Origin of the sequence: Brevundimonas sp. TWP3-1-2b1, assembly GCF_049896165.1 — a bacterium.
Taxonomy (GTDB): domain Bacteria; phylum Pseudomonadota; class Alphaproteobacteria; order Caulobacterales; family Caulobacteraceae; genus Brevundimonas; species Brevundimonas subvibrioides_B.
Map to the genome: position 1 here is coordinate 133,683 of NZ_JAFCTT010000008.1, position 25,853 is coordinate 159,535.

Sequence of the window (25,853 nt, forward strand, 5' to 3'; positions counted from 1 at the left end):
CCCTGGCGCATGTGCGCGATCTAGAGCACTTCGCGATCTGATTGAATCGCAGGGGATTCCCAAGGGAGCCGGGTTCTGATTCAACATTCCTGCTGGAGGCGGAGGCCAGCATGAATGAGCAAGGCGCTTTCGGTGGATCTGCGGGATCGTGTGATCGCCGCGATTGAGGACGGGATGTCGTGCCGTCAGGCGGCGGCGCGGTTCGGGGTCAGCGCGGCCAGTGCGATCCGCTGGCGGTCACGGATGCGGACGCAGGGCGATGTACGACCTGGACCGCTGGGCGGGGACCGTCGATCCGGTCGCATCGAGAGCCTCGCCGGCCTGATTCTGGGTCTGCTGGATCGGCAGACGGACATCACGCTTGCGGAGCTTCGGGCGGCGCTGGCGGAGCAGGGCGTGGCGACCAGCCTGTCGAGCCTGTGGCGGTTCTTCGTGCGCCGCCGGATCACGCTCAAAAAAAGTCGGCGCACGCGGACGAACAGAGCCGTCCCGACGTCCTGATGCGACGGCAGGCCTGGTTCGAGAACCAGCTCGATCTCGATTCGGAACGGCTGGTCTTCATCGACGAAACCGGAGCCTCCACCAAGATGGCCCGCCGCCACGGGCGTGCGCCGCGCGGCCAGAGGCTGAGGTGTAGCGTGCCCCATGGTCACTGGAAGACCACCACCTTCGTCGGCGCCCTGCGGCTGACGGGCATGACCGCCCCGATGGTGCTCGACGGCCCGATGAACGGGACCTGGTTCCTGGCCTATGTCCAGCAGGTGCTGGCCCCGACCCTGAATCCCGGCGACGTGGTGATCATGGACAACCTCGCCGCCCACAAGAGCACGCCCATCAAGGACGCGATCGAGGCCGTCGGCGCACGACTGCTGTTCCTGCCGCCCTACAGCCCTGACCTTAATCCGATCGAGAACGCCTTCGCCAAGCTCAAGGCCCTGCTGAGAAAGGCCGCCGCCAGATCCATCGAGCAGCTCTGGGACGCCATCGCCCGCATCATCCAGACCTACTCACCTCAGGAATGCGCAAACTACTTCGCCGCCGCAGGCTACGATGCAGACTGATCGGAAAATGCTCTAGCCGCCGCAGCCGCCGCACCAAGGCGTCTTGTAGGCGATCAGGGGCTTCGGTGGCTCCGCCAGGGCGGAGCGGCGACCAAGGCCCAGGCGGGCTAGACCCCAAGCAAGATTCGGCGGGAAGGCAACGAATCAGCCATGTCATGGCTCTCGATCACTGAGTGAGCGACACCTTGAAGGGTGTCGCGGGGTCTGGCGGTGGTCACGGTGTTTCGGTCGCGGTGCGGAACGGACCTAGAAAATCGCCTGACAACGAAAAGACGCCCGCTCTTGCGAGCGGGCGTCCCCTTCATCCTACATCTCGTCGCAGCAAGAGCCGCCGTCGCAGCAGGCGGCGAGCGCCTGACAGCAGGACGCGACCGCCTTGGAGACGGCCTCGGGAGCGGCGGCGAAGGCGGCCGTGCCGGAGACGAGCAGCGCGAAGGCCGCGATTGTCAGAGTGCGTTTCATGATGTGTATCCATTGAAAAAGAGAAGTTTGGTGTTCAAGCGGATGCTTTACCGGGGTGGCGGGTCTTCGGCTTCAGGCTGGATCGGGGTGAGCGGCGTCTCGCTGTAGCGATAGGTCTATGGCACCCCGACGACAGGAAGACTGAGCGCCATCGGCTCCACGATCATCGCTTGGCAGAGGACCGCGCAATGCGGCGCGCAGACAGGCTTGCCCGTATCCTCGCAGGGAATCGGCTCATCGGTTCCGCTCATCGTCATCGTCGCCGTCATCGAACCTGGAGTAGCCTCGGCGGCGAGGACCACGGTCGACACCATGAGCATCGCCAGCAGCGCCACGAAGGCACTTGCGAAGGCTCTGGTGCTATGGCGGAGGCCGTTCATACCCCGTCTTACGACAGGAGTGTCCGGTGCGTTACCTGAAATGTCGTGGAGACGAAGGGTGGCAATAAGCCCCTTGCTGTTGGCTCACCGAGTGTGATTCAGGTCGAGATCGACATGATTGCTATATCAGCCAGGCGGCACACCTAACGCGCTTGCACATGCGGTCCCGTTCTGAGACGCCAAGTGAGCCCAAGCTAGGACTATGCTATTGTGTTACATAGCGGGATGATCTAGTCTATTGAAATTGCTGGATATTGCGCCAGCCTACGAATCTGAGGGTCGGACGTTCGAATCGTTCCGGGCGCGCCATTTCTTTCAATGACATTGCAGCAGCTTGTGATCTGCCTCGATGTCTCGCCGCAGCGGTTGGAACTGTAACAGCCGCTCGACGCCCGTTGTCGACTTTGAATTCGCGTCGCTTCTCTCCGGCTCATGAGTCTCGGGCTCATTGGCCTGAGCCGGTCCTTTCTGGCCGGGGTTGCCGCGGGTGGTGGCCGACGGCGGTGGGGCGGGGCGGCTCAAGGTCTACGTCGCAAGCCCCGAGTGCTTACCTTCTCTGTCAGGCAAGGCTAGGCTGCCGGAATGCAGGAACCATCAAACGCGACCCGGCTGAGGATCCGTGCCCCGGACGACTGGCACGTTCATCTTCGCGACGGCCCGATGTTGAGGTCGATTGTCGACCACACGGCGCGCCAGTTCCGGCGCGCGATCGTCATGCCCAATCTGACGCCGCCGATCACCATGGTCGCCGCCGCCGAAGCCTATCGGGCGCGAATCCGTGAGGCTTTGGGTCCCGGTCTCGCGTTCGAACCCTTGATGATCTGCTATCTCACCGACGATTCTGATCCCGATGAGATCGCGCGCGGATATGAGGCCGGGGTGTTCACCGCCTGCAAGCTCTATCCCGCCCATGCGACCACCAATGCCGATCACGGCGTCACCGACATCCGCAAGATCTATCCTGTCCTGGAGCGATTGCAGCGGCTCGGCATGCCTTTGCTGCTCCACGGAGAGGTGACGGACCAGGACGTCGATGTCTTCGATCGCGAAGCCGCCTTCATAGAGCGCGTCTACTCGAAGATCGTCGTTGATTTCCCGGCGCTCAGAACAGTGTTCGAGCACATAACGACCGCCGACGCCGTCGCCTTCGTCGAGAGCGGAGGCTCGAACCTGGCGGCGACCATCACGCCCCATCATCTGCGGATCAATCGCAACGCCATGTTCTCGGGCGGCATTCGCCCGCACTTCTATTGTCTGCCGGTGGCCAAGCGCGAGCGGCACAGGCTCGCCCTGCGGCGCGCGGCCATGTCGGGGTCGCCGAAATTCTTTCTCGGGACGGATTCTGCCCCCCACCTGATCGGACAGAAGGAGTCCGCTTGCGGCTGCGCCGGCATCTTCAACGCGCCCTTCGCGATCGAGAGCTATGCCGCGACGTTCGACGAAGACGGCGCGCTGGACAAACTCGAGGCCTTCGCCTCCGAACATGGCCCGCGTTTCTACGGCCTGCCGCTGAACACCGACAGTATCGTCCTGGAGCGGGTCGATGTCATCGTTCCCCAGCGGATCACAATGCTGCCCGAGGGCGAAGTCGTGCCGTTCCACGCGGGGGAGACCCTGCCCTGGAGGCTTTGCGATGTCGCGCTGATCGCGTGACCAGCCTCACGGTCTCGCAGCAGATCGTCGCGTCATGACCGGCCCTCATCGCAAGGCGACGGGCGCATCAGGAGGCTGCGCCGCGACACGATCAGATTGGCGAGTATCTGGAGGTCATTGGTCAGATCGATCGGATCCTCGATCAGTGAGGACTTCAGGGCCGACTTGAGCCAAGGGCTCATGTCGGGGTGTTCCAGAACCCAGTGAATGCGCGCGTCGATCGTCTCCAGATCTGCGCAAGGCGTATCGATTTTCTGGTCCAAACCAGCCGCCCCTCAATTTTGATCCTAAGGATTGCAGTCGCCGCACGAGCCGGGATCGGCAGTGGAGGCGGGAACCGGGCGCTCCTGCCTATGCCCGCAGCCGACACAGGCGAGACACTCGGCGCGGATCTTGATCGTCGGCTCGCCGCAGTCCTCGCAGGGCAGCCCCGGGAGCCGCTCCGTGACCGAAAATCCGGGCCGGGCGCACTCGGGACACCGGCTTTGCGATTGCCGCACAAGGTCCAGGGTAGCGTGGCGGATCGCACGCATCCGGCGGCGATTGCGGTGGGCGCGCATGTCCGTCTCGACAAAGGCCTCGCCCGACCGCAGCACCATCCGCCTGATCGCCTGGTCCAGGGCTTGCCAGTGCGCGATGTCCTTGACGGGCGGGACGTCCAGTACGGGTGCGCCATCAGCGCAGGCCGAGACGATCAGGCCCTGGGCCGGAAACCCCACGCGAGTGGCGAAGCGTCGCGCGGCCTCTGTCGTGGTCACGATCTCATGCGCGAAGCGGGTCTTCGGATCGGCGAAATGGCCGACCAGTTCCAGGCCGGTCAGACGGTCGATCAGGACCACGATCTCGCGCCCGAGGGGCACGAACGGCATGAAGGGGTGGGGCCCGAAACTGCCCTCGCTGGCGAGACCGAACCGTGCGTCGGGGGCGCGGTCGAATCCCGCAGCGATCTTGGCGCGGGCGGCATCGAGAGGCGTTCCCTTGCGCTCAACGGTCCGGCTGAAGGTTCCGAAGACGTCAGTGTCCAACCCCGCCGCAACCTTGAGCGTCAAACCGAGAAACCGCGAGACGATCGGCGCGATGGCCGTCTCCTTGCCGTGCATGGTGGCCAGAACGGCGCATTCGCCGGGCCAGGGCGGCCCGCCTTGCCTGGCAGGAAAGGCCAGTGGGCGGACCGTCCCGGGCCCCACCGCGAAGTCATGATTCGACAAGGCGGAGGCGACGAACGGCATGGGACCTCAGTGCGCCGCGGGGACCGGGGCGGCCTCGGGCATCATCGAGGAATGCAGATGGTCGATCTTCCAGGCGTCGTCCTCGAACCGGTAGATGAACGAGTAGCGGGCGTGGACGTCACGCGTCTGACCCGTCGCGGCGTCGGTCAGGGTGACCGTCCAGGTCCCGACCCGCGAGGCGGTGTGACAGTCGATCTCGATGGTGCTGGTATCGATCCGCGCCACGGGCTTGTTTTTCAGGAAGCTGACGAAATAGTCCCGAACGCCGGCAGGGGTGGTGCGGGGCGTATTGGAGACGGTCGGCAACAGAACCGGCTCATCGGTGAACAGGGCGGTCACGACATCAGGATCACGCGTGGCCCAGGCTTCGGAGAAGCGCCCGAACTGCGCTTCGATGTCGGCCGTCGTCGCGGCCGGACAGGGCTGGGTCGTCTGGGCCGTGGGCATCGCCCAGGCCGACATCGGCGCGCCCGTCGAAATCAGGGCGGTGGCAGTGACGAGGGAAAGGATGTTCATGCTGGCTCCGTGAGAGGTCCGGCGATTTCCGGAGGGTGGTCCTGGGGATGAAGGGGGTTGGCGATTCGAGGGCGCGTTCACCTCCAGAGCCAGACAGCCGCAGCGGTATAGAGGGCGATGCCGACCGTCAGGTTGAACGGGAAGGTGATGGCCAGAGACGCCGTCACGAAGACGCCTGCGTCCGCCTTGGGCGCCGCAAGCCGCATGGCGGCGGGTACGGCGATATAGGATGCCGATCCGGCCAGGATGGTGAGCATGGCCGCATTGCCGACGTTGAGCCCGGCGAGCCACGCCAGTCCCAGCGCCAGGCCCGCCGAGAGGAGGGGAAACCCGATGGCAAAGGCGACCACGGCCGGGCTCAGCTTGCGGCCGCCCTCCATCAACCTGCGCGCGGCGATCAGGCCGATGTCGAGCAGGAAGAAGCACAGCGCGCCCTGGAACAGGGGGCCGACGAACAGTTCCAGCTTGGCCATCCCCGCCGCCCCCGAGACCAGGCCCACCAGAAAACTGCCCAGCAGCATGACGGTAGCGGCCCCGACGAAGACTTCCTTCAGGACGGTTCTGCGCTGCCCGGGTTCACCGCGACCCGCGCCGTTCAGCAACAGCAGCGCGGTGAGGATGGCCGGCGTCTCCATCAGGGCGAGGACCGCGGCCATATAGCCGCCGGAGGCTAGGCCGAGGGCCGCCAGATGCTGCTGGCCGGCGGCAAAGGTCACGACCGAAACGGACCCGTAGGTCGCCGCGAGGGCGCAGGCCGTCGAACGATCCAGCCTCGGCATCCGTTTGAGAATGACGAAGGCGACGAGCGGCATCAGGGCGCTCAACGCGATGCCGATGGCGCCGGCGGACAGGAAATCGCCATTCAGCCCGGCCGCTCGCGCTTCCACCCCGCCCTTGAAGCCGATGCAGAGCATCAGATAGAGCGACACGGCCTTGGCGATCGGCTCCGGTATGGACAGGTCCGACCGCGCGAAGGCGGCGGCCGCGCCGAGGAAGAAGAACAGGATCGCGGGCGAGGTGAGCAGGGCGAGGCTGGCGGAAAGGTCGGGCATTCTGTGGGGTCCATCTGAGGCTGGCGTCCTCTGCTCTCGACGATTCATCCAATCCAGTTTATTAGAGTAATATTCCCTATAACGGATTCGAATGACGTGAAGTCGCGCCTGGTCAATCTCGAGCTCGACCTCCTTCGGGCGTTCGTGACGGTCGTGGAAACGGGGAGCTTCACTCGGGCGGCCGCCCTGTTGGGGCGAACCCAGCCCGCCGTCAGTCTGCAGATCCGCAGACTGGAGGATCAACTGAGGTCACCGCTTCTGGATCGGGCGGGCAAGGGCGTGGCCGTGACGACGGAAGGTGCCGGCCTGCTGCCGCAGGCGCGCCGGCTCTTGCGGTTGAACGACGAAATCGTTTCCACGCTCGGCGAGGGCGATCTGGAGGGCGAGGTACGGTTCGGCGCGCCAGAGGACGTCGCGACGATGCATCTGCCGGGCATCCTCGGTGGCTTTGCGCGCAGCCATCCCCGCATCAAGCTGTCCGTGACGTGCGACTACACAGCCAATCTGCTCGACCAGATGTCACGCGGGCTGCTCGATCTCGCCCTGATCAAGCGCGAGCCGGTTGGGCCCGAGCTGGGCGTTCGGGTCTGGAGCGAGCCCCTGGTCTGGGTGGCGCTCGACCCGTCGATCCTGGAGGCGTCCCCTCTGCCCCTGATCGTCGCTCCGGCTCCAGACATCTATCGCAAGCGGGCGCTGGGCGCGCTGGAAGGGGCCGGCCTCGCCTTTCGCGCCTCCTTCACCTCGCCCAGCCTCGCAGGCCAGATGGCGGCGCTGCGGGCCGGCCTTGGCGTCGGGGTCCTGCCGGCCGCCATGGCCCCGCGTGACCTGACCGTTCTCGGCGACCCGCTGCCGCCGCTCAGCGACAGCGAGATCGCCATGGTATCCGCGCGTGGCATGGGCGGACCCGCCGGGTTGTTGGCCCAGGAGGTTCTTCGCGCCCTGGAGCGCGGCCCGATGTCGTCATGACGCCAGTCCGTCGGGGCCAACACCATCAGGCCGCGCTGATCGGGAAGCGCAGTGGGGCGGGCGTTACGGCCCGTCCCGGCCGTCGCGGGTCTTGATCCAGGAATAGAGCATCGAGCCACCGATCAGGCCCAGGGTCGCGATCAGGGACCACTGCGGCTCGAGGTAGGGCACCAGAGCCTCGCCGGTCATGTCCTTCCAAGCCTTGTACAGGCCGAAATTCCAGATGATCTTGACCCCGATCAGCACCAGCACCATCGACAGTCCGTACTTCAGATACTTGAAGCGGGCGACGGCCTCCGCGAGCATGAAATACATCGATCGCAGGCCCAGGATCGCAAAGATGTTGGAGGTGTAGACGATGAAGGGGTCTTTCGTGACCGCGAAGATCGCCGGCACGGAATCGACCGCGAAGATGATGTCCACCACCTCGACCATGACCAGGGCGAGGAACAGCGGGGTCGCGAACAACACCAGACGGCCAGAGCCCTTTGGATCGGTCTTTTTGACAAAGAAGTTATGGTTCTCGATCGTGTCGGTGACGTTCATCCGCTTCTTGAGGAGCTTCAGAACCGGATTCTGGTGCAGATCCATTTCGTGACTGCCGCCGAAAATCATCTTCCAGCCGGTGAAGATCAGGAAGGCGGCGAAGATGAACAGCACCCAGGTGAACTCGTTCACGATCGCCGCGCCCAGCGAGATGAAGATCGCCCGGAACACGATCGCGCCCATGATGCCCCAGAACAGTACGCGGTGCTGATACTCGCGCGGGACCGCGAAGAAGGTGAAGATCATCCCGATGACGAAGATGTTGTCGAACGCCAGCGCAGTTTCCAGCAGATAGCCGGTAAAATACTGTAGAACGGCTTGCTGGTTTAGGTTGTCCGGGCTCATGTAGTAGACCGGATCGGGCTCGTATACGAAGTAGACATAGGCCCCGAAGGCGATGGCGAGGGAGGCGAACGACGCCCACATCACCGCCGACTTCTTGGCCGATACCACCCCGTCTTTGTTGTTCACGACGCCGAGGTCGATCCACAGCAGGAAGCCTATGAAGGCCAGGAAGGCGATCCAAAGCCAGATCGGCTGACCCACATAGGTCGCAGCCAGAAACGGAAGGGATTCAAACATCCCGCACCCCTGAATAATGAAAATGGCGCTGCGTTACGCCGTCCATGCGGGGATCCGACATCGCAGCCGACGCCTCGGCTGCCAGAGGGGCCCGGACCCGTGGAGGGGCGGTAATGAAGGCAGAGTCGCGCCGCGTCAACAGATGGCGCAGCATTTGACGAGAGCTGGTAGGGTTTTGGTATCTCTGATCCAGTGATTGCGGCCGTCATGGCGAGCAATCCTCTGTAGGCCCCGCGACGCAGTCTGTTAAGGTCGGCCTGGCGAACCTTGCAGGCCTCACATAATACTTGATCATCAGTGGCATAAGCACTTCTTATTGGCGCGTTTGGCGTCAGAAGTGCAGCGTGTGTGTGCGGCCCGGGCCCCTCTGACGATCGATGTCGATCGTGATGTCGGATCGCATCGGGTGCGCTCGATGACGGGGTCCGGCTGTGAATCCCCCATCGAACCGACGGCTTCGGCGTCGAGCGCTCCCCTTCAGAGAAGGAGAGGCTCCATGTCTATCGTGTTGGCGCACCGGCTACGGGGATTTCATTCCCTGCTGGAGATGGCGCTGAGGGACGAACGGGCGCGACCGCGACCCGACGACCGTACCGTCGCGAGCATCAAGAAGAAGAAGCTGGTCATCAAGGACCGGCTCGCCGTCTTCGACGGCCGCCAGATGCCGTCCGCGTCGCACCAAGATCATGCTGGAGTCTGGTTCACGGCAACGGCGGAATCGCGAGGCGATTCCTCCTCCGGTCAGGCTTAAGCGACCAGGAGGGTCGGCAACTTCCCCCAGCGCCGCCCCCGATGGCCCCAACACAACAACTCGTCGCCCCGTAACAGGCGCTCGAATGAGAGGTCCAATGTCCAGAACAAACAGATTGCTGCGCAAACCTGATGCGATTGACGCCGACGACGTGTGGGCGCCCGGAAGCATCGTCCAGATGGACGCTGTCGTCGCGGCCTGTGCCATGGTTGCGCAGGCCGACGGCTGGGTCACCCCGGATGAGCGTACGCGCATGGTTGACCGCATGCGTCACTCACCGACGGTCGCGTTCTTCGGCACCGACGACGTATTGGCGTTGTTTGAGGCGCTGAACCTGCGGTTCGAGCGCGATCTCGACGAAGGAGAGGCCACGGCGGAGCTCGCTGTCGCCCGCCTTCGAGGCCAGCCGGGCCCGTCTCGCCTGCTGATCGAAACGGCCTGCTCAGTCGCCGAAGCCGACGGCGGCTTTGACGCGGAAGAGCGCGCCGTGATCCTGAGGATTTGCAAACTCCTGGGCGTCGATCCGGCATCGTTCGACCTGATCCCCGGTGAAGGAGATCGACGATGAAAGTCGGAGCATCACCCAACCCCGCCATCCACGCATGGGATCTCCAGCTCTCCCAGGTGACCGTTCGGGTGGCGGCGCATCAAAGCACGCCCACCGATCGTCCCGTCGATCCGCCTCGGTCAATCAGCGATGACGCCGGGATCCGCAGACCCAGTCGGCATACCTTCGATATCCGCGTCTGAACGGCTGCGGCATGACGGTCCGTCCGGACGACCCCCTGATCGCGGGCTATCACCGTTTCCGAACGGGGGTGTGGCCCGCCCAGGCGCAGCGCTATGCCCAACTCGCGCGGCGACGTCAGCAGCCCGCCGCGGCCGTGATCGCCTGTTCCGACGCCCGGATCGATCCTCAGACCATCTTCGACGCTGAGCCGGGCGAGCTGTTCGTTATCCGCAATGTCGCAGGCCTGGTTCCACCCTATGCCCCTGATGGCGGGTGTCACGGGACGAGCGCGGCGCTGGAGTATGCGGTCAAGATCCTGAAGGTCCGCCGGATCGTCGTGCTTGGGCATGCCAACTGCGACGGCATTCACGCCATGATCCATGGGCCGCTTCGCAACGCCCGGGACTTCCTCGGCCCTTGGATGGACATCGCCGAACCGGTGATGTGGCCGATGCCCGGGCAGGGGGCGGGGGAGGCCTTGGAAACAGCGGTCGAGGCTGCGGTCCTCAGTCTTTCATTGAGCAATCTGCGGACCTTCCCGTGGATACGGGACGGCGAGAAGGCGGGTCATCTGGCGCTTTCGGCCTGGCGGTTCGACATCGGCGCCGGCGAGCTCCGGACGACGTAGCCGATCAGATCGGCCGCCGTTATCGCGGGGATCAACGAAACCCTTTGGCCTGGTGCGGGCCTCGTGGCCGTCGGTCAATGATAGGCCGATGCGATAGCGTGCGCGTGGCGCCGCACCTCGTCGAGATGGCCCTGTATGACATCGGCGCGCAGGCCCGGAACGATCCCGCCGAGATTGTGATGCCCGATCACGTCCAGCCCCACGACCGCGGCCAGATGGCTGTCGAAATGATTCAGCATCGCGCTCCAGGCCCCGGACGCCTCGACCCAGTGTTGGGGCGCGCCCGAGCAACTGAAGCTGACCAGCTTTCGGCCGGCCAGCAGCGGATGGTTGCCGCCCTGGCTGTGGGGCGAATAGCCGAAGCCCATGCCGAAGACGCGGTCGATATAGCCCTTCAGCATGGCCGGGGCCGCGTTGAACCAGAGCGGATAGACGAGCACGAAGACGTCGGCGTCGGCGATTTCCCGGCGTTCCTCGACGACATCGGAGCGGGGCGCAAAGCCGGGATGATCCGGCAACTCGCCGGGGTGCAGAAGGGGGTCGAACCGCATCCGGTAGAGGTCGCGCAAGAGAGCGACATCGCCCGCAGCCTCAACCTCGGCCGCATAGGCTTTCGCCATCGCCAGGGTGAAGCTGTCGGGGCGCGGGAGGGCGGCGACGATCACGTGTTTCATGGGCCCGTTCCCGAGGCGGCGAGAGTGTTCGCAACGCTGACTCATGCCCCTCCAGGCTCGCCGCGCACTGACGCAGATCAAGAACGCCCGGGCGCGAGCCAGACCCTGCAGGCAACCCGGCAGCGCATCATCGAGGAGGGGCTTTTCCACGATAGGGACGCTAACGGCCGCGGCCTTGAGTCCGAGGGCGGCGGTAGGCGCCGTCGTGATCAAGATCGCGGGCCCCTCGACGCCCTGCAATTCAGAGTCCGGCGGCGAGTGCGATCCGCATCAGTTCGGCCATGTTGCGAGCTCCGGTCTTGGTCATCAGATTGGCCCGGTAGATCTCGACGGTTCTGGGGCTGATGGCCAGATCGAAGGCGATCTGCTTGTTGAGCCTGCCCTCGACCACGCCTTCCAGGACATCGCGCTCGCGAGGGGAGAGGTCAGACAGCCGGGCCTGCGCCTCCAGCCGGGCCGCTTCGGGAGCAGGCCCGGCGCGGTGGACCGAGAGAGCCTGTCGGATCGCTCCGATCAGATGCCCGTCGTCAAACGGCTTTTCCAGAAAGTCGATGACCCCGGCCTTCATGGCCTCGACGGCAAGGGCGACATCGCCGTGCCCGGTCATGACGATCACCGGCAGGGTCTCGCCGCGCGACCTCAGTTCGCGGATGAGGTCGAGCCCGGTCAGCCCGGGCATGCGAATGTCGGTCAGGACGCAACCCTCCGCGACAGGCAAGGCCTCCAGGAAGTCGGTCGCGGAGGCGTAGAAGGCCGCATCGAAGCCGTTCACCTCCAGCAGGAAGGCGAGGGCCTCGCGCAAACCAGCATCGTCGTCGATCACATGGATGCGGTCAGTCATGCGCGGGATCCCCGGCCCGGGGCAGGGTGAAGGAGAAGGTCGCGCCGCCATCGAGATTGTCGTCGGACCAAATCCGCCCCCCGTGGGCCTCGACGATGGTGCGACAGATCGAGAGACCCACCCCCATCCCCGTCGCCTTGGTCGTGACGAAGGGGGCGAAAAGACGTTCGCGAACCGACGGCTCCAGGCCCGGGCCCGTATCCTTGACGCTGATCCGTATCATGTGGTCGTCGTCGGCGCGAATGCTGACCTCGAGCTGGCGACGCGGCGACCCCGCCATCGCATCGAGAGCGTTGCGGATCAGATTGAGCGCCACCTGCTGGATCTGGATCTTGTCGACGATCACGGTTCCCAGATCGCGCGGCAGGCGCAGATCAACCCGGACGTCCTGATCCTTGATCCCCACCAGCGCAAGCGCACTGGCTTCCTCCATCATCCTGGCGGGATCCTCGAGCGTGTGTTCGGTCTCGCCCTTGTCCACGAACTCCCTGAGGTGTTTGATGACGTCACCGGCCCGAAGGGCCTGACCTGCGGCGCTGTCCAGAGCCTTGCGCAGTTTGGCGAGATCGGGGTCCGGCCCATCGAGCAGAGTCACGGATCCGCGCATGTAGCTGGCGATCGCAGACAGGGGCTGATTGAGTTCGTGGGCGAGGGCCGAGGCCATCTCGCCCATCGCGGTCAGGCGCGAGACGTGAACCAGTTCCGACTGCAGTTCCTGCAGGCGTCGCTCCTGATCGCGGCGCTCCGTCAGATCGCGAATGAAGCCGGTGAAGAACCGGCTCGTACCGACCCTGGCCTCGCCGACGGCCAGTTCCATGGGAAAGGTCGATCCGTCTCTGCGTTCGCCGACCACGATCCGTCCGATGCCGATGATCCGGCGTTCGCCGGTGCGCTCATATCGGTGGAGATAATGGTCGTGCTCGGTTCGATAGGGCTCGGGCATGAGAATGCGAACATTCTGTCCGATGGCTTCCTCCGGGGACCATCCGAACAGCCGGACGGCGGCGGCGCTGAACGACTGGATGACGCCCTGGTCGCCGATGACGATCATCGCTTCGGGCACGGTTTCCAGGATTGATTGCAGATGGGCCTGGCGGCTCGCCGCCTCGCGGCTTCGCCACCACAGCCGCTCGCCGGCGACGGCGATGAAGGGACCCAGGAGGGCGAAACCGAAGGCGTCGATCAGATTGGCGGGATCGGACCACAGGGCGCTCTGGAGCGTCACGGCGTTGATCGCCAGGCCCAGGGCCGTGGCCAGCAGCGCCGGGCCGCGACCGCCCAGAGCTGCAGCGACGAGCACCATCGGGACATAGAGGATGAACAGGCTGCGCTGGTCGAAGACCGGGCTCAGCGCCAGGCGGATGCCGACCGCGATGACGGCGCCGACGATGGCGGCCAGGTAACCCTGACGGCGGGACAGGGACCGGTGGATAGCGGACGTCAGCTGCATCGGCGCACTCCGAGCCGATCGCGAGTGCGACGACGCGTCGCCGGTCGTAGCACGTGCGATCCGCGGAAGAAGCGTCACAGTCAGGCGCCGGCCATCTCCGAAAGGGCGCCGAGCCGGCGGATGCGGTATGTTCGGGCACCGATGAATTCGACGAGCCCGTCGGATTGAAGCCGTCCCAGCATGCGCGAGATCGTTTCCATGGTGAGACCCAGATAGTCAGCCATGTCCTGACGACCCATGGGCAGGGCGACGGTCTCGCCCCTGAAGCGCGCGGCGATATCGATCAGGAAGCGAGCCACCTTCTCGCAGGCGGTCGTCTGGCCCAGGAGCAACATGTGGGATTGGGCCCGGTGGAGTTCCGCGGCCGTCGCCTGCCAGATCAGGCGGTCAAGCTGGCCGGCATCGTAGGCCGCCGATCCGGCGCGGCGCAGGGCGAGCACCTCGCAGTCGCCGAGCGCTTCGGCCGAAAACCGGTGGACCGCGTCCATCTCAATGCCGATGACGTCTCCCGGATAGTAGAAGTCGCCGACCTGACGGCGTCCGTCTGCTGACAGACGGCTGGTCCGGACCACGCCCTCGACCAGTTGATAGATGAGGTCGGCGTCTTCGTCCTGGACGTAGATTTCGGCGCCCCGGCGAATCTTCAGGCGCGCTGCGACCTGCCAGGCGTCGGCGTGATGCGGGCTCGATACGGGGCCTTGCGGTGAGGCGAGGGTCATGGCGGGCCGTCCTTGTCTTGATGACAGGGACAACCCCTAAGCCGCGGCGACCGGGCGCGTTATTCGGTAGTCGCCCCTAAGGGTCGCTACGGAGGTGGTCCGTTTACCGATCCGACGCTGTCGAGATAGGCGATCAGATCGGCGATATCGTCCGCCTCCATCTCGACCTGCGGCATCGCCGGGTGCGCCGTGACCAGGCCCTCGGCGAGGGCTTCCTGCAGGTCGGCGACCGGATAGCGTTGGGCGAGTCCGCGGAAAGGGGGCGCCGCCCTCATCGGACTGGGCCCGGATCGGCCCACGGCGTGACAGCTGGAACAGCGCATCTCGGCCAGCACCTCTCCGCGCGCGGATGAGCCAGTGACTCCCCACGGGCCGCCCGGCGACAGAACGGCGACGGTCTGCGGCTCGGTCGGTCCGCGCGATCCCGAGCAGCCGGCGGTGGCGATCAAGAGGGCAAGCAGGATAATGCGCATGACGGACTCCTCGCAGACACTATGGTTCCGATTGCAGCGGCGCGCTTTGATGCGGATCAAGGCGGCGGCGCCAACCGGTCTTCGAAACAGAATACGGCCTGGAGCCGCAGGGCCTTGGCCCGACGGTGTGCAGAGGATCGGGCGGGCGCGATCAGGATCCCGCCATCCCCTTCATGAAGCCGATCAGACGCAGCGCGTCCGCGTCGCCAGGCGGCGTAGAGACCGCGCCGAGAGGATCAACGAGCCGGGTCACATACTCGGCGTTTCCGGAGTAGGCCATCGACCAGCCGTCGAAGCGGCGTCCGGCGATGGCTCGATCGAACACCACGGCCAGTTCGCCGTGTCGGGGATCTCGCCGAATACTCGCCATGAGCCCTTCGATCGCAGAGTCCGGCCCTTCCAACACATGCGCGAACCTCGACTTCGTGACGACCAACGCCCCCGTGACGTTCAAAGTCCGGTTGCGTTCCGCCGAAACCGTGACGATGCGGTCGATTTCTGCCGGCCTCTCCGCGAGAGGGATCAGGATCCGACTCACATAGAGGAGGGATCTCAACTGCGACACGACCGTCGCCTCCCCGGTCGCCGACCTTGCCGACGGGCTTCGCCGGCCTCGTTCCGGCTCGATCCGGTTTCAACGCGCGCGCGCACGATCTTGCGGCCGACGCTCGCCCGACGGCCGGGGGTCTCTTCGCCGGTCGTGGCGACGACCGGACGGAGGGAGCGTTGGTCACCGGCGGTCATCAGGATCACCGGGCCGTGTAGCCGCCGTCGATCACCAGCTCGGACCCCGTGACAAACCGGGCTTCGTCCGAGGCGAGATAGACGGCGCCCCAGGCGATGTCGTCGGGCTCGCCCATATGACCGAGAGGATGCAGATCGGCGATCGCCTGCCTCGCCGCCGCTGGATCGCCCAGGGCCTCGAGATGGTGCTGGACCATTGGCGTCCAGATGAAGCCCGGATGGATCGAGTTCACCCGGATGCGATCACCCGCGTAGAGCATGGCGTCGGTCTTGGACATCAGACGCACAGCGCCCTTGGAGGCGTGATACGGCGGAGAGTCAGCCGCGCCGACGAGGCCGTAGATCGACGACAGGTTGATGATGGACCCGGCTCCGGCCTCGCGAAGATGGGGGATCGCGTGTTTGACCCCGAAGAACACGCCCTTGACGTTGACGGCCTGCACCCGATCCCATTCGGCCTCCGTGATCTCATGGGTCGGCTTGTTCACCCCGGCCACGCCGGCATTGTTGACGAGGGTGTTGAAGCCCCCGAAGCGGGCGGCGACCCTTGCGAAGGCCTCGGCGACGTCGGTCTCTATCGTAACGTCGCACCGCTCGAATGCGGCGGACAGCCCTTGGGCCGTGAGCTCGTCGACCAGCGATCGGCCCTCGGGCTCAAGCGTGTCCAGAACGGCGACCGCCGCACCCTCCTGCGCCATTCGGGCGGCGATCGCCCGCCCCAGCCCGAGGGCTCCGCCGGTCACGATCGCTGTCTTGTCGGTCAAACGGCCCATCTGGTCTCTCCGCAGCATAACCTCTGAGAGGATGGGCGCTTCTGGCGGCCGCGCCTTGATCTGGCGCAAATCCAGCCGTCAGGCCGGTCCGACGTTCGGGCATCCGCGACGCGATACGCCCGCATGCGAGGGCGGGGTGCCTGACCGTTTCACAGCGCCGGCTTCGGACCGAGGGGACGACCGGGAACCAGGCCGCCGTCCAGCAGGGCCAGCCAGGCGTCCTCGGCAGTCTCCGCGAAAGTGAAGAGATCGAGGTCCGCAGGCGAGATGAAGCCCTGGGCTTCGAGGACCTCGAAAGAGATCAGCGAGGTCCAGAAGGCCCGGTCGAACAGGATCACCGGGATGGGCGGGGCCTTGCCGGTCTGACGCAGGGTGAGAATCTCGAAGAGTTCGTCCAGGGTGCCGAAGCCGCCGGGAAAGACGATCAGGGCGTTGGCGCGCATCGCCAGATGCATCTTGCGCATCGCGAAATAGTGGAAGCGGAAGGTCAGGTCAGGCGTCGTCCAGGGGTTCGGCTCCTGTTCGCTGGGAAGCGTGATGTTGAATCCGATCGACGGTGCCCCGGCCTCGGCCGCCCCGCGATTGGCGGCGGCCATGATTCCCGGGCCCCCGCCGGTGGCGATGACATTGTCCCTGACGTCCCCGTCGCCTCGAACCGCGCCCCCCTCCAGAGAGGCCAGGGCGCCGAAGCGGCGCGCCTGGGCGTACCAGTGGCGGTGGTTCGCCGGTCCCGTCTCGTTGACGCGGGCGCTACCGAATACGACCAGGGTCGATCGGACGCCCCAGGCCTTGAGGGCGAGTTCGGCCTTTCCGAACTCCAGCTGGAACCGAACGCCCCGCATGGCGTCGCCGAGCAGGAAATCCTGGTCCAGAGCGGGGAGACGGTAGGAAGGCGAGGCCCGCTGCAGATGATTGGACGGCGCTTCGGTCACGGACGACCCTGCCCCGCCCCGGTTGCGACCGCCGCCGTCAGGCGCGCCAGCAGGGCGTCCCGTTCGGCGTCCGTCGGCAGGGCCTGAAGCGTCTCGTTGAGCGTCTCGAGCAGACCCGCCCGGGCGTTGTGCCAGTCCGGCCGCGCTTCCGCTCCGGGCGCCAGTCGGGCCGCGGGGCCGTCGAGGGCCTCGACCTGCGTCGACGTGAGGCTGAAGGTCTGGTCGAGCCGCGGGATGGTGACCTGGTCGCCTGAGCGACCGGCCGCAGTGATCCGGTCCCGCAGGCCTTCGAGCGCCTCGGGCTCGCCATGGGCCAGGAAGACCTGACCTCGAACCGGCTCGCGGGCGGCCAGCCAGTCGATCAGGGAGGCGGCGTCGGCGTGACCGGAATAGACGTCGAGGGACCGGATGCGGGCGTTGACGCGAACGTCGTCCCCCTGGATCCGAACCAGCGGCGGCGTTTCCAGAAGGATGCGGCCGAGCGATCCGGCGGCCTGGAAGCCGGTGATCAGGACCGTGGTCTCCTTGCGCCACAACAGCCGTTTGAGGTGGCGACGGATCCGGCCGGCGTCGCACATCCCGCTGCCGGCCAGGATGATGTGCCAGTCGCGCAGCCGTTCCAGCCCGTCGCTGTCCTGGGGCCTCAGCAGGGTGTGGAGCCTGGGCGCATTCCGAAGCGGGAGATAGGGATTGACCGAAGCGTCGGCGTTCCAGCCACGCCGCAGAAAGACCTCCGTCGCCTCGATCGCGAGCGGCGAATCGAGGAAGATGTCGGTGGCGAGGTCCGGCTCCGCCTCCATGATCGCCAGAAGGTCGAGGATAAGCTCCTGGGCGCGTCCGATCGCAAAGGTCGGCATGAGCGGGGGACCGCCCGCCGCCTGGGCGGCTCGCACCTCCTTCGCCAGCAGAGCCCGCCGATGCGCCAGGTCCATGTCCTCGCGCACGCGATCGCCGTAGGTGGATTCCAGGACGAGGTGGTCGACGCCGGCCGGTCCGTCCGGCCGCACGAGGTAGGGCTGCTCGCCCGAACCGAGGTCACCGGAGAACAGCATGTGGACGATCTCGCCGGCGTTCTCGATCTCCAGCTCGATCGAGGCGGCGCCGAGGAGATGGCCGGCCGGCCAGTAGCGGACCCGCAGGCCCGGCGCCGGATCCAGCCACTCCCCGAACTTGACCGTCTCGAACAGGGCCAGGGTCGGTGCGACGTGTTCTGGCCCGTAGATCGGCTCCACCGGGGCGATTCCGCGCCGCTGGTTGCGCCGGTTGAGATGGTCGACATCGCCTTGCTGGATGTCGGCGGAGTCGGCGAGCATGACCTCGCAAAGGTCCCGGGTCGCCCGGGTGCTGATGATCGAGCCCTTGAAGCCGGCCTTGACCAGTTTCGGCAGCAGGCCGGAGTGATCGATGTGGGCGTGGGTCAGGAACACCCCGTTGATCGCCGCAGAATTGAAAGGGAACGGTTCGTGGTTGAGGGCCCGAAGGGTCTTGGGGCCCTGGAACATGCCGCAGTCGACGAGGAAACGGCCGTGGTCCGTCTGGAGCAGGGCGCAGAAGCCGGTCACGCAACCGGCCGCGCCGTGAAATGTCAGGGTCAGCATGAATACACCTTTCGTCAGTTCGCCAGGGCGAGCCAAAGGGCGACTGCGGCGAGGCCCGCCGCCGAGATGAAGCGCAGCATCCGCCGCCGGCCTGCGCCCCAGGTGGCTGTCGTGCGCGCCGCCCCCAGAACGATGCCGAGGTGGATCAGGACGCTGATCGCGATGTGGGCCAGACCCAGGCTGAGCAGTTGGACCCACGGGGCCGCGTGGCCCGGCCTGACGAAGCCCGGCAGGAGAACGCCGTAAAACAGCAGGGCCTTGGGATTGAGGAGGTTGGCGAGCAGGCCGCGCGCCACGAGACGGCCGGCGCCGCCATTCGTGGCGATCGTTCCTGTCGAAGGACGCAGGGCCTCCGCGGCGAGCGCGAACAGGTAGATGACGCCGCCCCATCTCAGGGCCGTCATCGCGACCGGCGCGTCCGTCAGGCCGCGGGTGAGGCCGAACACGGCCAGGACGAGGTAGACGCCGAGCCCGGCGGTGATGCCCAGAACGCTCAGGACGCCGGCCAGGCGGCCGCGTCCGGCCGCGATCACGGCGAGGTAACCCATGTTGGGGCCCGGTGTGAGCTCGATCAGCACCATGGCCAGCAGAAAGCCGGGCAGCACCGCCGGGTCGACCGGCAAGGTCGGGGCGCCGGTCAATGAATCCTCAGGCAGGGCAGGGGGCAGTCGGCGGTCACATCGCCCCGCCACTCCAGCCGCAGATCCTCCACGCGCGCGACGAGATCGGCCTGGAGGGACAGGGAGGCGGTTCGGATATCCCTATCTCGCACCCGCATCACGCCCGGCCCGACGGGAACGCCGTCGCCCGGCGGCGTGTCGCCTCCCGCCGCGACCGCAGTCCGTTCGGCCGCGCCCGGATCGGCTGCCGGAGCCAGGACGACGTCCAGCCGAGGCAAATCTTCGGCGGCGTTGAGATCGGTGAGGAGGTTGCGGATCGACATCTCAGTGCGCCATCAACAGGGACGGCCCCTCGACATCGTCGAGCAGGGTGCGGGTGGCGCCCCCGAAGACGGCCTCGCGCAGGCGGCTGTGTCCGTAGCCCCCTGCGATCAGGACGCCCGCCTTCAGCCTTTTGGCCGCCTCGACCAGCGCGAGACCCTCTGGCCCGCCCCTGACTGTCTCGGTGCTGGCGCTTCCGACCGCATGGGCGCGGAGATAGTCGAGCAGAGGATCGAATGACGGATTGGCGGCCACTGGGTCCAGACCTTTGGCGCACTGTACGGCGGTGGTTGCGGACGACATGGCGATGAGAGGGAGGGCTTGCCTGACCGCCCGGCCGGCTTCGGCGCTGCCGTCCCAGGCGATCATGAGCGGTCCTTCCAGGCCGGAAGGATCCCCCCGGGCGATCAGGATGGGGACGCGTCGCTGCAGCAACGTCTGGGCGAAGGTCTCCTCGGCGATCAGGGACGTGGTCAGGCTCTCCTGACTGATCACCACCAGATCGGCCAGGGCCAGGCAATGGCTCAATGCGATCTCCGCCCGGCCCGTGGGAGTGGCCAACGCCATGCGGGGAAGGCCCTCTCCGTCTCCGAAGATCAGGTCGGCCGCATTGCAGATGCGGCGACACTCCGTCTCCAGCGTGGCTCTCGCCGCCTCCTGGCTCGCGAGGATCGCCGACGTCGTCTCATCCGGAAGGGTCGTGCCGAGCAGCATGCCGTAGCTGACGAGATCGACCATCGGGTCGGGCAAGAAGGGAAACACGACCACCCTGGCCTTGTTGAGGACGGCAAGCGCGGCGGCGAAGCCGAGTGTCGAGGCGTCACCGGTATGACCAAAAGTCAGGGCGACGATGGACTTGTAGCTCATAAGAGTCCTCCCAATGCGGCTCGCGGCTCTGTTCCCGCAGCGAGCGCCGACGGATGAGAGGACGCGCATCTGACCGGCCTGGCCTTGATCCAGATCAGATGCGGCGCCGTTGCCCGCCTGAGAGGGCTCCCTGAGACCCGACCTTGCATCGGCCGGGCGGATCGGATCAGAACGGTCGTGAGAGCCCTGTCAACGTTGCGGCGTCGCAACGCCGCCGGAACCGAGGTCCATGACAGACGCGCCGACCCGCTCCTTCCTGCGCCGCAAGCGCGATCTGGCCGATGACCCCGGCCAGCCGGTCGGTTTCAGGGATGTGCGTATCACCGCGCAAGAGGCGGAACATGGTCTGGCCTCCGCCATGGATCGCATCGCGGCGCCGCGTGCGCCCTGGTCGCGGGTCCCGTTCAATGTCCTGGCGATTTCCGGCGGCGCGGCGGGCGGGGCCTACGGCGCCGGGCTACTGGTGGGTCTATCGCGGGCCGGGCGGCGTCCGGAGTTCGCCCTGGTCACCGGCGTCAGCACCGGGGCCCTGATCGCCCCTTTCGCCTTCCTTGGCCCCGCCTGGGACGGCCGGCTCCAGGACGCCTACACGGGCGGTCACGCTGCGGCGCTCTTCGCCCTGCGCCGTGCGACCCCGGGCCTGGAGCCGGGCCTGTTCCGCGCCGCCGCACTCAACGGCCTGATCGCGCCCTTCATTGATGCACCCTTGCTTGAGGCCGTGGCGGCCGCGCACGCCGAGGGCCGTCGCCTGTTCGTGGCGACCACCGACCTGGATCGACAGCGCGCCTGCATCTGGGATCTCGGTGCGATCGCCAGCCAGATGCGCGAGGCCGGAGAAGCGAACGCCATCACTCTCTTTCGGCAGATCCTGGCCGCGTCCGCCAGCCTGCCGGGGGTTTTTCCGCCGCGCATGATCGCCTGTCGGTCCGGCGGTCGGATCTACGAAGAAATGCACGTCGACGGCGGTGTTGCGGCCCCCTTGTTCGTCCTTCCAGACGCGTTGCTGCGGTTGAAGGGGGCGGGGCGGCGGATGCGCGGCGGTCGCGTCTATGTCATCGCCAACACCATCCTGGAGCCCGCGCCCCTGGCGACGGCGAGTAACGTCCCGACGATCCTGCTGCGCAGCTTCGATACCATGCTGCAGTTCTCCTATCGGCAGGCGATCAGCGTGACTGCGACCTTCTGCGCCGGAGCCGGCCTGCCGCTGGCGGTCGCCTCGATCCCCGACACGGCCGGCCATGGCGTCATGCTGAAATTCGACACCCGGAGCATGACCCGTCTGTTCGACGCCGCAGCCTCGCGGGCGCGGGATGGAGAAGTCTGGGCGGCGGGTGCCGAGGCGCCTGAGACCGTTGCCGGTCTGCTGGCGAAAACCTTCCGCTTCAGCGACTGAGGGCGTCGGCCTGGAACCGTCGCCTGCAGGTCGCTCTCTTGATCCTCAGCCGGCCCGGTTCGTCGCGGACGATGCGCGAAGCGTCGGCTCAGATCAGGTCGATCACGCGCGGGGTCGCAACGATGGGCGGAGCCGTATCGGCGGGCTGGAGGCTGAAGGTCTGGGAGTGGCTGCGCCCCGCGATCACGCTGACCGGCGAGATGATCTCGGGGCGCAGATGGATCACGGCGACGGAATCGCCCCCGGGTCCGAAGACGTGCAGGTCCGGATACCGTTCCCGGACGGACTGATCGAGGCGCTCGACCAGGACCGGATCGGTGATCTCCACGGCCCGGGCGGCCATGGATACGCCCACGGCATCGCCTTGCTGCGCCTCGCTGCGGATGACGACGGAGACTCGAGAGTCGGCCCTGATGTTCGCCAGTTTCTGACTGGTCCGCGCTACGACCACATAGAGATTCAGCCCTTCGTTGACGTAGCCCACAGTGGTCGCCTGGGGCCAACCGTCAGGACGATTGACGGCGAGCGACAGAAGCCGTTGGGCGTCGAGCAGGGCCACGACGGCGGCGACCGCGCCGCCGCGGATGGGGGGTGGAGCGACCTCCGGCATGGTCAGACCCTCCTGGCGGCCGGGGCGAGGACGGCGAGGCCGGCCCCGAGAATGGCGATCTGGAATGGGCTGCTGGGGCGCATCTGGTGGTCCACGACGCGGTCCGGCTGCACAATACGGCCAGCGAGGCGTCGACAGGACCGTGGCCCTGTTGCGGTCGCGAAGTCTTGATCCAGCGCAAGCCTCGGATCATCGGCCGTGCCGCCCGGCCAAAGACGTCATGACGCATTTCTGACGGCGTCCCGCGGCGTCCAACGCGGCCGGACGGGCGCTCATCCTGGAGGCAGGGCGAAGGCGGGCGGCGGTCGCCCGCCGTCAGGCGCCGCCGTCGGACAGGGACCGCAGCCGCTCCGGCTGCCGGACCTGCAGCTCGGTCGGGGAGAGCAGGCGAATGACGCCCATGGTCTTGAGCCGGGTCAGGATCCGGCTGACGGTCTCGATCGTCAGGCCAAGATAGTCGGCGATCTCCGATCGGGTCATCGGCAGGCGGACGTGGTCCGTCAGGCTGGGGCGGGCGGGGTCGTGCGCCGGCTGATCCAGCAGGAAGGTCGCCACCCGCTCGATTGCGGTCTTGCGACCCAGGAGCAGCATCTGATTCTGGGCCGCAGCCAGTTCGTGAATGGCCCGTTCGAGCAGAACGGCCTCGAGCGCGGGGGTATTCCGGATGAGGGCGCGATAGTCGCTCTTGCGGAACCGGCACGCCGTGGTCGGCTCGATCGCCTCGGCGGAGAAGGTATAGGTCTCCCCGGTGGCGAGACCGAGGAAGTCGCCCGCGAACAGGAAGCCGATAATCTGGCGGCGACCGTCGGACAGCAGCTTGTACACCCGCACGGACCCGGCGGTGATGTTGAACACATGCTGGGCGGCGTCGCCCTGGCGGATGAGCGCCGCTCCGGCCTCCAGCGTGACGGGGTCCGCCAGGGCATCGAGGCTGCCGAGGTCGGCCTCCTCGATGCTGCCGCACACGCTTAGCATTCGGGCGCCGCAGCCGGCGCAGTCCGTGCTTCTGAGGCGATCGTCGCATTCGACGGGGAGAGCCTTGAGCTCGAACATGGTGGAATCCTGACGCCGCGAGGCTCAGTCTTGTCCGCGATCGCGGCGCACCGGGAGTTGATTCAGATCAAGGCGGTCCGAACGGCTTTCCGGCCGACGCCACGGCCCTGGTCCTCGCCTCCGGGGTCGTCGATCTGCACAGCATGTTTTGATCTCGGTCAAGGCGGCGCGCCGACCGTTGGGCGACCAAGGCGAGAGAAGGAGACCTGCGCATGCCCGCACAAGCCATCCCCGTCGTCGCGACGGTTATCGCCCTCTTCGCCCTCTTCATAGGGTTCGTCGGGGGCGCCGCCCTCTGGACCGCCCTTCCGCGTCGCGCTCCGCCGCGCGAGCGCTGACCCCAGGCTTCGAAAGGCCCGCGAATGACGTTCAAGACCCTGCTCGTGGCCGTGGACGAGGGCGTCGACAGCGACGCCCGCATCCGCCTCGCCTGCGATCTGGCGGCCGGACTGGACGCCCATCTGATCGGAGCCTGCGGCGTCGCCCTCAGCGTGCCGCCGACGGACGACCTCTACACCGGCGGCGCCATGTTCGGGGAGGCCTTCACCCTCCTCCGCGACCTCGCCGAGGCGGAGGTTCGCGGCGCGCTCACGCGTTTTCACGAGCTCGTCGGGTCTCGACGGGGCCGAACGGAATGGCGGGGCCGGCTGGGGCTTCCAGCCGATGTCGTGGCGCATGAGGCCCGGGCTGCGGACCTTGTCATCCTCGGCCGCCGCTCGGCGCGCGCGCCGACTCACGCCATTGATCCGGCTGATGTCCTGATGGCCGTCGGGCGCCCGGTCCTCGTGGTTCCGCCGGAGCGGGAGCGGGAGCGGGACCCGACCGGCTGGCCGGCGGTAGTGGCCTGGAAGGACAGCCGCGAAGCCCAGCGTGCGGTGGCCTCGGCCCTTCCCTTGCTGAGCCGCGCCCCCACCGTCCATGTCCTGGAGATTGCGGGCGAGGACACTGCCGAACAGGCCGCCGCGCGCACCGACGACGTCGTCGCCTGGCTGGGGCGTCACGGGATATCGGCAGAGGCTCATGTCTCCCCTCCCGGCAAGACCACCGCCGCCCGGAACATCCTGGGCTTCGCGGCCAGTCACCAGGCCGGGCTGATCGTCTGCGGCGGCTACGGCCATGCCCGTCTGCGCGAATGGGCGCTCGGCGGCGTGACCTCCGAACTGCTGGCCTCCGCGCCGGTCTGCGTCCTTCTCACCCACTGATCCCGAGGTTTGCGATGAGCGGCTTTCACCATATCCGGCTCGAACTCGCGCGCGAGCCCGGCCATCCGCACGGCGACGCCCGCGACGGATGGGACATCGTCGCCGCCCTCGACGAGGCGGGACGGCTGGATCTCGCGGCCTGTCGCGCCGCGCCCGACCGATGCTTCGTGCGCCGGTTCGTGCAGGACGCGACCGTCGCCACGGGCCGCCTGCGGCACACGGTCGGCGATCGCTGGCTGCTGGACCTGGACGGGCGGGACGATCTGGACGCCTCCGGCTTCCGCCTCGGCGAGGAGCAGTTCGCCCTCGGTGAATACGTCTCCATCGTGTCGGCGGACGGCCAGACCCACACCTACGGCGTGGAGCGGCTTGAACCGATCGAGACCCCGGCTTCGGGCGAACAGGCGATCGCCTGATGGCGCGCCGAATCCTGGTGCTGGACGGCCATCCTGATCCGGACCCCAAGCGATTTTGCCACGCCCTGGCCGACGCCTACGCCTCGGGGGCTGCCTCCGCCGGTCACGAGGTGCGCCGGGTCGACCTCTCGGGGCTCGAATTCCCTGACCTGATCCGTCGCGACGACTGGGAGGCCGCGTCGGCGCCGGCCGCGATCCTCGGCGTCCAGGCGGATATCGCCTGGGCCCAGCATCTGGTCATCATCCATCCGCTCTGGCTGGGGTTCATGCCGGCCCGGCTAAAGGCCCTGTTCGAACAGACCTTCCGCCCGGGCTTCGCCTTCGGACAGAGGGAACGAACCGTGGGTGACGGACGGCTCAAGGGCCGGACCGCGCGGGTCATCGTCACCATGGGCATGCCTGCCGCCATCTACCGTGGCTTCTACTTCTCCCACGCACTGACCGCCCTGAGGCGCAACATCCTGGGCTTCGTCGGCATCGGCCCGACCCGGACCACCATCGTCGGCAATGTCGAGGGCATCAGTGACGCCCGGTGCGAGCAATGGCTCGACAGGATCGTGGGGCTGGGGCGCCGGGCGATCTGACCCGACCGTCGGATCTTCAAGATCGAG

At 66.8% G+C, this 25,853-nt stretch carries 32 protein-coding genes; 11 read left to right on the forward strand and 21 right to left on the reverse strand.

What is annotated here, in order from left to right; all coding sequences use genetic code 11:
* The first annotated feature begins 114 nt into the window (after positions 1-114).
* A protein-coding gene (locus tag ACP7AB_RS09745) for an IS630 family transposase (protein ID WP_425992281.1) occupies positions 115-1,061 on the forward strand; the annotation gives its coding sequence in 2 pieces (ribosomal slippage) (positions 115-451 and positions 451-1,061; 948 coding nt in all).
* Between the two features lie 306 nt (positions 1,062-1,367).
* Here the strand turns inward: ACP7AB_RS09745 and ACP7AB_RS09750 are convergent.
* Together ACP7AB_RS09750 and ACP7AB_RS09755 are read right to left on the reverse strand one after the other, a co-directional pair.
* The gene (locus tag ACP7AB_RS09750) at positions 1,368-1,523 is read right to left on the reverse strand and encodes a hypothetical protein (protein WP_171981852.1); all 156 of its coding nucleotides are present in this window, start codon (positions 1,521-1,523) and stop codon (positions 1,368-1,370) included.
* A 116-nt stretch (positions 1,524-1,639) separates the two neighbouring features.
* On the reverse strand, positions 1,640-1,858 hold the full coding sequence (locus ACP7AB_RS09755) for a hypothetical protein (protein WP_425992279.1): 219 nt from the start codon (positions 1,856-1,858) through the stop codon (positions 1,640-1,642).
* A gap of 627 nt (positions 1,859-2,485) precedes the next feature.
* Here ACP7AB_RS09755 and pyrC point away from each other — a divergent pair.
* Positions 2,486-3,556 carry a dihydroorotase gene (pyrC, locus tag ACP7AB_RS09760; RefSeq protein ID WP_425992277.1) on the forward strand — a complete coding sequence of 357 codons (1,071 nt, stop codon included), beginning with the start codon at positions 2,486-2,488 and terminating at the stop codon, positions 3,554-3,556.
* Between the two features lie 32 nt (positions 3,557-3,588).
* Here pyrC and ACP7AB_RS09765 read toward each other — a convergent pair whose 3' ends face one another.
* The 4 genes from ACP7AB_RS09765 to ACP7AB_RS09780 form a co-directional block, all read right to left on the reverse strand.
* Entirely contained in the window at positions 3,589-3,819 is a 231-nt protein-coding gene (locus ACP7AB_RS09765; RefSeq protein ID WP_425992275.1) for a hypothetical protein, read from the reverse strand.
* Positions 3,820-3,843: 24 nt separating this feature from the next.
* A complete protein-coding gene (locus tag ACP7AB_RS09770; protein ID WP_425992273.1) occupies positions 3,844-4,785 on the reverse strand; it encodes a DUF6671 family protein in 942 nt (313 codons plus the stop codon).
* A 6-nt stretch (positions 4,786-4,791) separates the two neighbouring features.
* Positions 4,792-5,301 (reverse strand): SgcJ/EcaC family oxidoreductase, encoded by a 510-nt coding sequence (locus tag ACP7AB_RS09775; RefSeq protein WP_425992271.1) that lies wholly within the window; start codon positions 5,299-5,301, stop codon positions 4,792-4,794.
* A gap of 77 nt (positions 5,302-5,378) precedes the next feature.
* Positions 5,379-6,353, reverse strand: coding sequence for a sodium-dependent bicarbonate transport family permease (locus ACP7AB_RS09780; RefSeq protein ID WP_425992269.1), 975 nt, complete (start codon positions 6,351-6,353; stop codon positions 5,379-5,381).
* Positions 6,354-6,449: 96 nt separating this feature from the next.
* Here ACP7AB_RS09780 and ACP7AB_RS09785 point away from each other — a divergent pair, with 96 nt between their 5' ends.
* Positions 6,450-7,319 carry a LysR substrate-binding domain-containing protein gene (locus ACP7AB_RS09785; RefSeq protein ID WP_425992267.1) on the forward strand — a complete coding sequence of 290 codons (870 nt, stop codon included), beginning with the start codon at positions 6,450-6,452 and terminating at the stop codon, positions 7,317-7,319.
* A gap of 63 nt (positions 7,320-7,382) precedes the next feature.
* Here the strand turns inward: ACP7AB_RS09785 and ACP7AB_RS09790 are convergent, their stop codons facing one another.
* Complete coding sequence (locus tag ACP7AB_RS09790; protein WP_425992265.1) at positions 7,383-8,447, reverse strand: TerC family protein; 1,065 nt, start codon at positions 8,445-8,447, stop codon at positions 7,383-7,385.
* A 496-nt stretch (positions 8,448-8,943) separates the two neighbouring features.
* Between ACP7AB_RS09790 and ACP7AB_RS09795 the strand changes: the two genes are divergently transcribed.
* The 3 genes from ACP7AB_RS09795 (at position 8,944) to ACP7AB_RS09805 (ending at position 10,556) form a co-directional block, all read left to right on the forward strand.
* Positions 8,944-9,198: a YdcH family protein gene (locus ACP7AB_RS09795; RefSeq protein WP_425992263.1), complete on the forward strand. Its 255-nt coding sequence runs from the start codon at positions 8,944-8,946 to the stop codon at positions 9,196-9,198.
* Between the two features lie 97 nt (positions 9,199-9,295).
* Positions 9,296-9,766 carry a tellurite resistance TerB family protein gene (locus ACP7AB_RS09800; protein ID WP_425992262.1) on the forward strand — a complete coding sequence of 157 codons (471 nt, stop codon included), beginning with the start codon at positions 9,296-9,298 and terminating at the stop codon, positions 9,764-9,766.
* A gap of 193 nt (positions 9,767-9,959) precedes the next feature.
* Positions 9,960-10,556 carry a carbonic anhydrase gene (locus tag ACP7AB_RS09805; RefSeq protein WP_425992260.1) on the forward strand — a complete coding sequence of 199 codons (597 nt, stop codon included), beginning with the start codon at positions 9,960-9,962 and terminating at the stop codon, positions 10,554-10,556.
* Positions 10,557-10,630: 74 nt separating this feature from the next.
* On the opposite strand, the gene ACP7AB_RS09810 is transcribed toward ACP7AB_RS09805, so the two are convergent.
* The 12 genes from ACP7AB_RS09810 to ACP7AB_RS09865 all read right to left on the reverse strand — a co-directional run bounded on the left by ACP7AB_RS09810 (position 10,631) and on the right by ACP7AB_RS09865 (position 20,568).
* Positions 10,631-11,230, reverse strand: coding sequence for an NAD(P)H-dependent oxidoreductase (locus ACP7AB_RS09810; protein WP_425992259.1), 600 nt, complete (start codon positions 11,228-11,230; stop codon positions 10,631-10,633).
* 241 nt (positions 11,231-11,471) lie between these two features.
* Positions 11,472-12,071: a response regulator FixJ gene (gene fixJ, locus ACP7AB_RS09815; RefSeq protein ID WP_425992257.1), complete on the reverse strand. Its 600-nt coding sequence runs from the start codon at positions 12,069-12,071 to the stop codon at positions 11,472-11,474.
* Positions 12,064-13,521, reverse strand: a complete 1,458-nt coding sequence (locus ACP7AB_RS09820; RefSeq protein WP_426046139.1) for a PAS domain S-box protein — start codon at positions 13,519-13,521, stop codon at positions 12,064-12,066. Before ACP7AB_RS09820 ends, fixJ begins: the two co-directional genes overlap by 8 nt.
* Before the next feature lie 80 nt (positions 13,522-13,601).
* The gene (locus tag ACP7AB_RS09825) at positions 13,602-14,240 is read right to left on the reverse strand and encodes a helix-turn-helix domain-containing protein (RefSeq protein WP_425992253.1); all 639 of its coding nucleotides are present in this window, start codon (positions 14,238-14,240) and stop codon (positions 13,602-13,604) included.
* A gap of 86 nt (positions 14,241-14,326) precedes the next feature.
* The gene (locus ACP7AB_RS09830; RefSeq protein ID WP_425992251.1) at positions 14,327-14,713 is read right to left on the reverse strand and encodes a c-type cytochrome; all 387 of its coding nucleotides are present in this window, start codon (positions 14,711-14,713) and stop codon (positions 14,327-14,329) included.
* A gap of 151 nt (positions 14,714-14,864) precedes the next feature.
* Positions 14,865-15,278 (reverse strand): BLUF domain-containing protein, encoded by a 414-nt coding sequence (locus ACP7AB_RS09835; RefSeq protein WP_425992249.1) that lies wholly within the window; start codon positions 15,276-15,278, stop codon positions 14,865-14,867.
* Positions 15,279-15,462: 184 nt separating this feature from the next.
* Entirely contained in the window at positions 15,463-16,230 is a 768-nt protein-coding gene (locus ACP7AB_RS09840) for an SDR family NAD(P)-dependent oxidoreductase (RefSeq protein WP_425992247.1), read from the reverse strand.
* Between the two features lie 149 nt (positions 16,231-16,379).
* Positions 16,380-17,162, reverse strand: coding sequence for an LOG family protein (locus tag ACP7AB_RS09845; protein ID WP_425992245.1), 783 nt, complete (start codon positions 17,160-17,162; stop codon positions 16,380-16,382).
* Positions 17,159-18,760, reverse strand: coding sequence for an MBL fold metallo-hydrolase RNA specificity domain-containing protein (locus tag ACP7AB_RS09850; RefSeq protein WP_425992243.1), 1,602 nt, complete (start codon positions 18,758-18,760; stop codon positions 17,159-17,161). The genes ACP7AB_RS09845 and ACP7AB_RS09850 overlap by 4 nt, the downstream gene beginning before the upstream one ends.
* Positions 18,761-18,774: 14 nt before the next feature.
* Entirely contained in the window at positions 18,775-19,401 is a 627-nt protein-coding gene (locus ACP7AB_RS09855) for a LysE family translocator (protein ID WP_425992241.1), read from the reverse strand.
* A complete protein-coding gene (locus ACP7AB_RS09860) occupies positions 19,398-19,703 on the reverse strand; it encodes a hypothetical protein (protein ID WP_425992239.1) in 306 nt (101 codons plus the stop codon). Before ACP7AB_RS09860 ends, ACP7AB_RS09855 begins: the two co-directional genes overlap by 4 nt.
* Position 19,704: 1 nt before the next feature.
* Entirely contained in the window at positions 19,705-20,568 is an 864-nt protein-coding gene (locus ACP7AB_RS09865; RefSeq protein ID WP_425992237.1) for a universal stress protein, read from the reverse strand.
* Between the two features lie 229 nt (positions 20,569-20,797).
* On the opposite strand from ACP7AB_RS09865, the gene ACP7AB_RS09870 reads away from it, so the two are divergent.
* Positions 20,798-21,961: a patatin-like phospholipase family protein gene (locus ACP7AB_RS09870; protein WP_425992236.1), complete on the forward strand. Its 1,164-nt coding sequence runs from the start codon at positions 20,798-20,800 to the stop codon at positions 21,959-21,961.
* Between the two features lie 88 nt (positions 21,962-22,049).
* Here ACP7AB_RS09870 and ACP7AB_RS09875 read toward each other — a convergent pair whose 3' ends face one another.
* Both ACP7AB_RS09875 and ACP7AB_RS09880 read right to left on the reverse strand, forming a co-directional pair.
* Complete coding sequence (locus ACP7AB_RS09875) at positions 22,050-22,571, reverse strand: pyridoxamine 5'-phosphate oxidase family protein (protein ID WP_425992234.1); 522 nt, start codon at positions 22,569-22,571, stop codon at positions 22,050-22,052.
* 315 nt (positions 22,572-22,886) lie between these two features.
* Entirely contained in the window at positions 22,887-23,624 is a 738-nt protein-coding gene (locus ACP7AB_RS09880) for a cyclic nucleotide-binding domain-containing protein (protein ID WP_425992232.1), read from the reverse strand.
* 212 nt (positions 23,625-23,836) lie between these two features.
* Here ACP7AB_RS09880 and ACP7AB_RS09885 point away from each other — a divergent pair, with 212 nt between their 5' ends.
* The 4 genes from ACP7AB_RS09885 to ACP7AB_RS09900 are packed head-to-tail and all read left to right on the forward strand — an operon-like array spanning position 23,837 to position 25,826.
* Positions 23,837-23,962: a hypothetical protein gene (locus tag ACP7AB_RS09885; protein ID WP_303696883.1), complete on the forward strand. Its 126-nt coding sequence runs from the start codon at positions 23,837-23,839 to the stop codon at positions 23,960-23,962.
* Positions 23,963-23,986: 24 nt separating this feature from the next.
* Positions 23,987-24,826: a universal stress protein gene (locus ACP7AB_RS09890; protein ID WP_425992230.1), complete on the forward strand. Its 840-nt coding sequence runs from the start codon at positions 23,987-23,989 to the stop codon at positions 24,824-24,826.
* A gap of 14 nt (positions 24,827-24,840) precedes the next feature.
* Positions 24,841-25,242 (forward strand): hypothetical protein, encoded by a 402-nt coding sequence (locus ACP7AB_RS09895; protein WP_425992228.1) that lies wholly within the window; start codon positions 24,841-24,843, stop codon positions 25,240-25,242.
* Positions 25,242-25,826, forward strand: coding sequence for an NAD(P)H-dependent oxidoreductase (locus ACP7AB_RS09900; protein WP_425992226.1), 585 nt, complete (start codon positions 25,242-25,244; stop codon positions 25,824-25,826). Before ACP7AB_RS09895 ends, ACP7AB_RS09900 begins: the two co-directional genes overlap by 1 nt.
* Positions 25,827-25,853 lie beyond the last annotated feature (27 nt).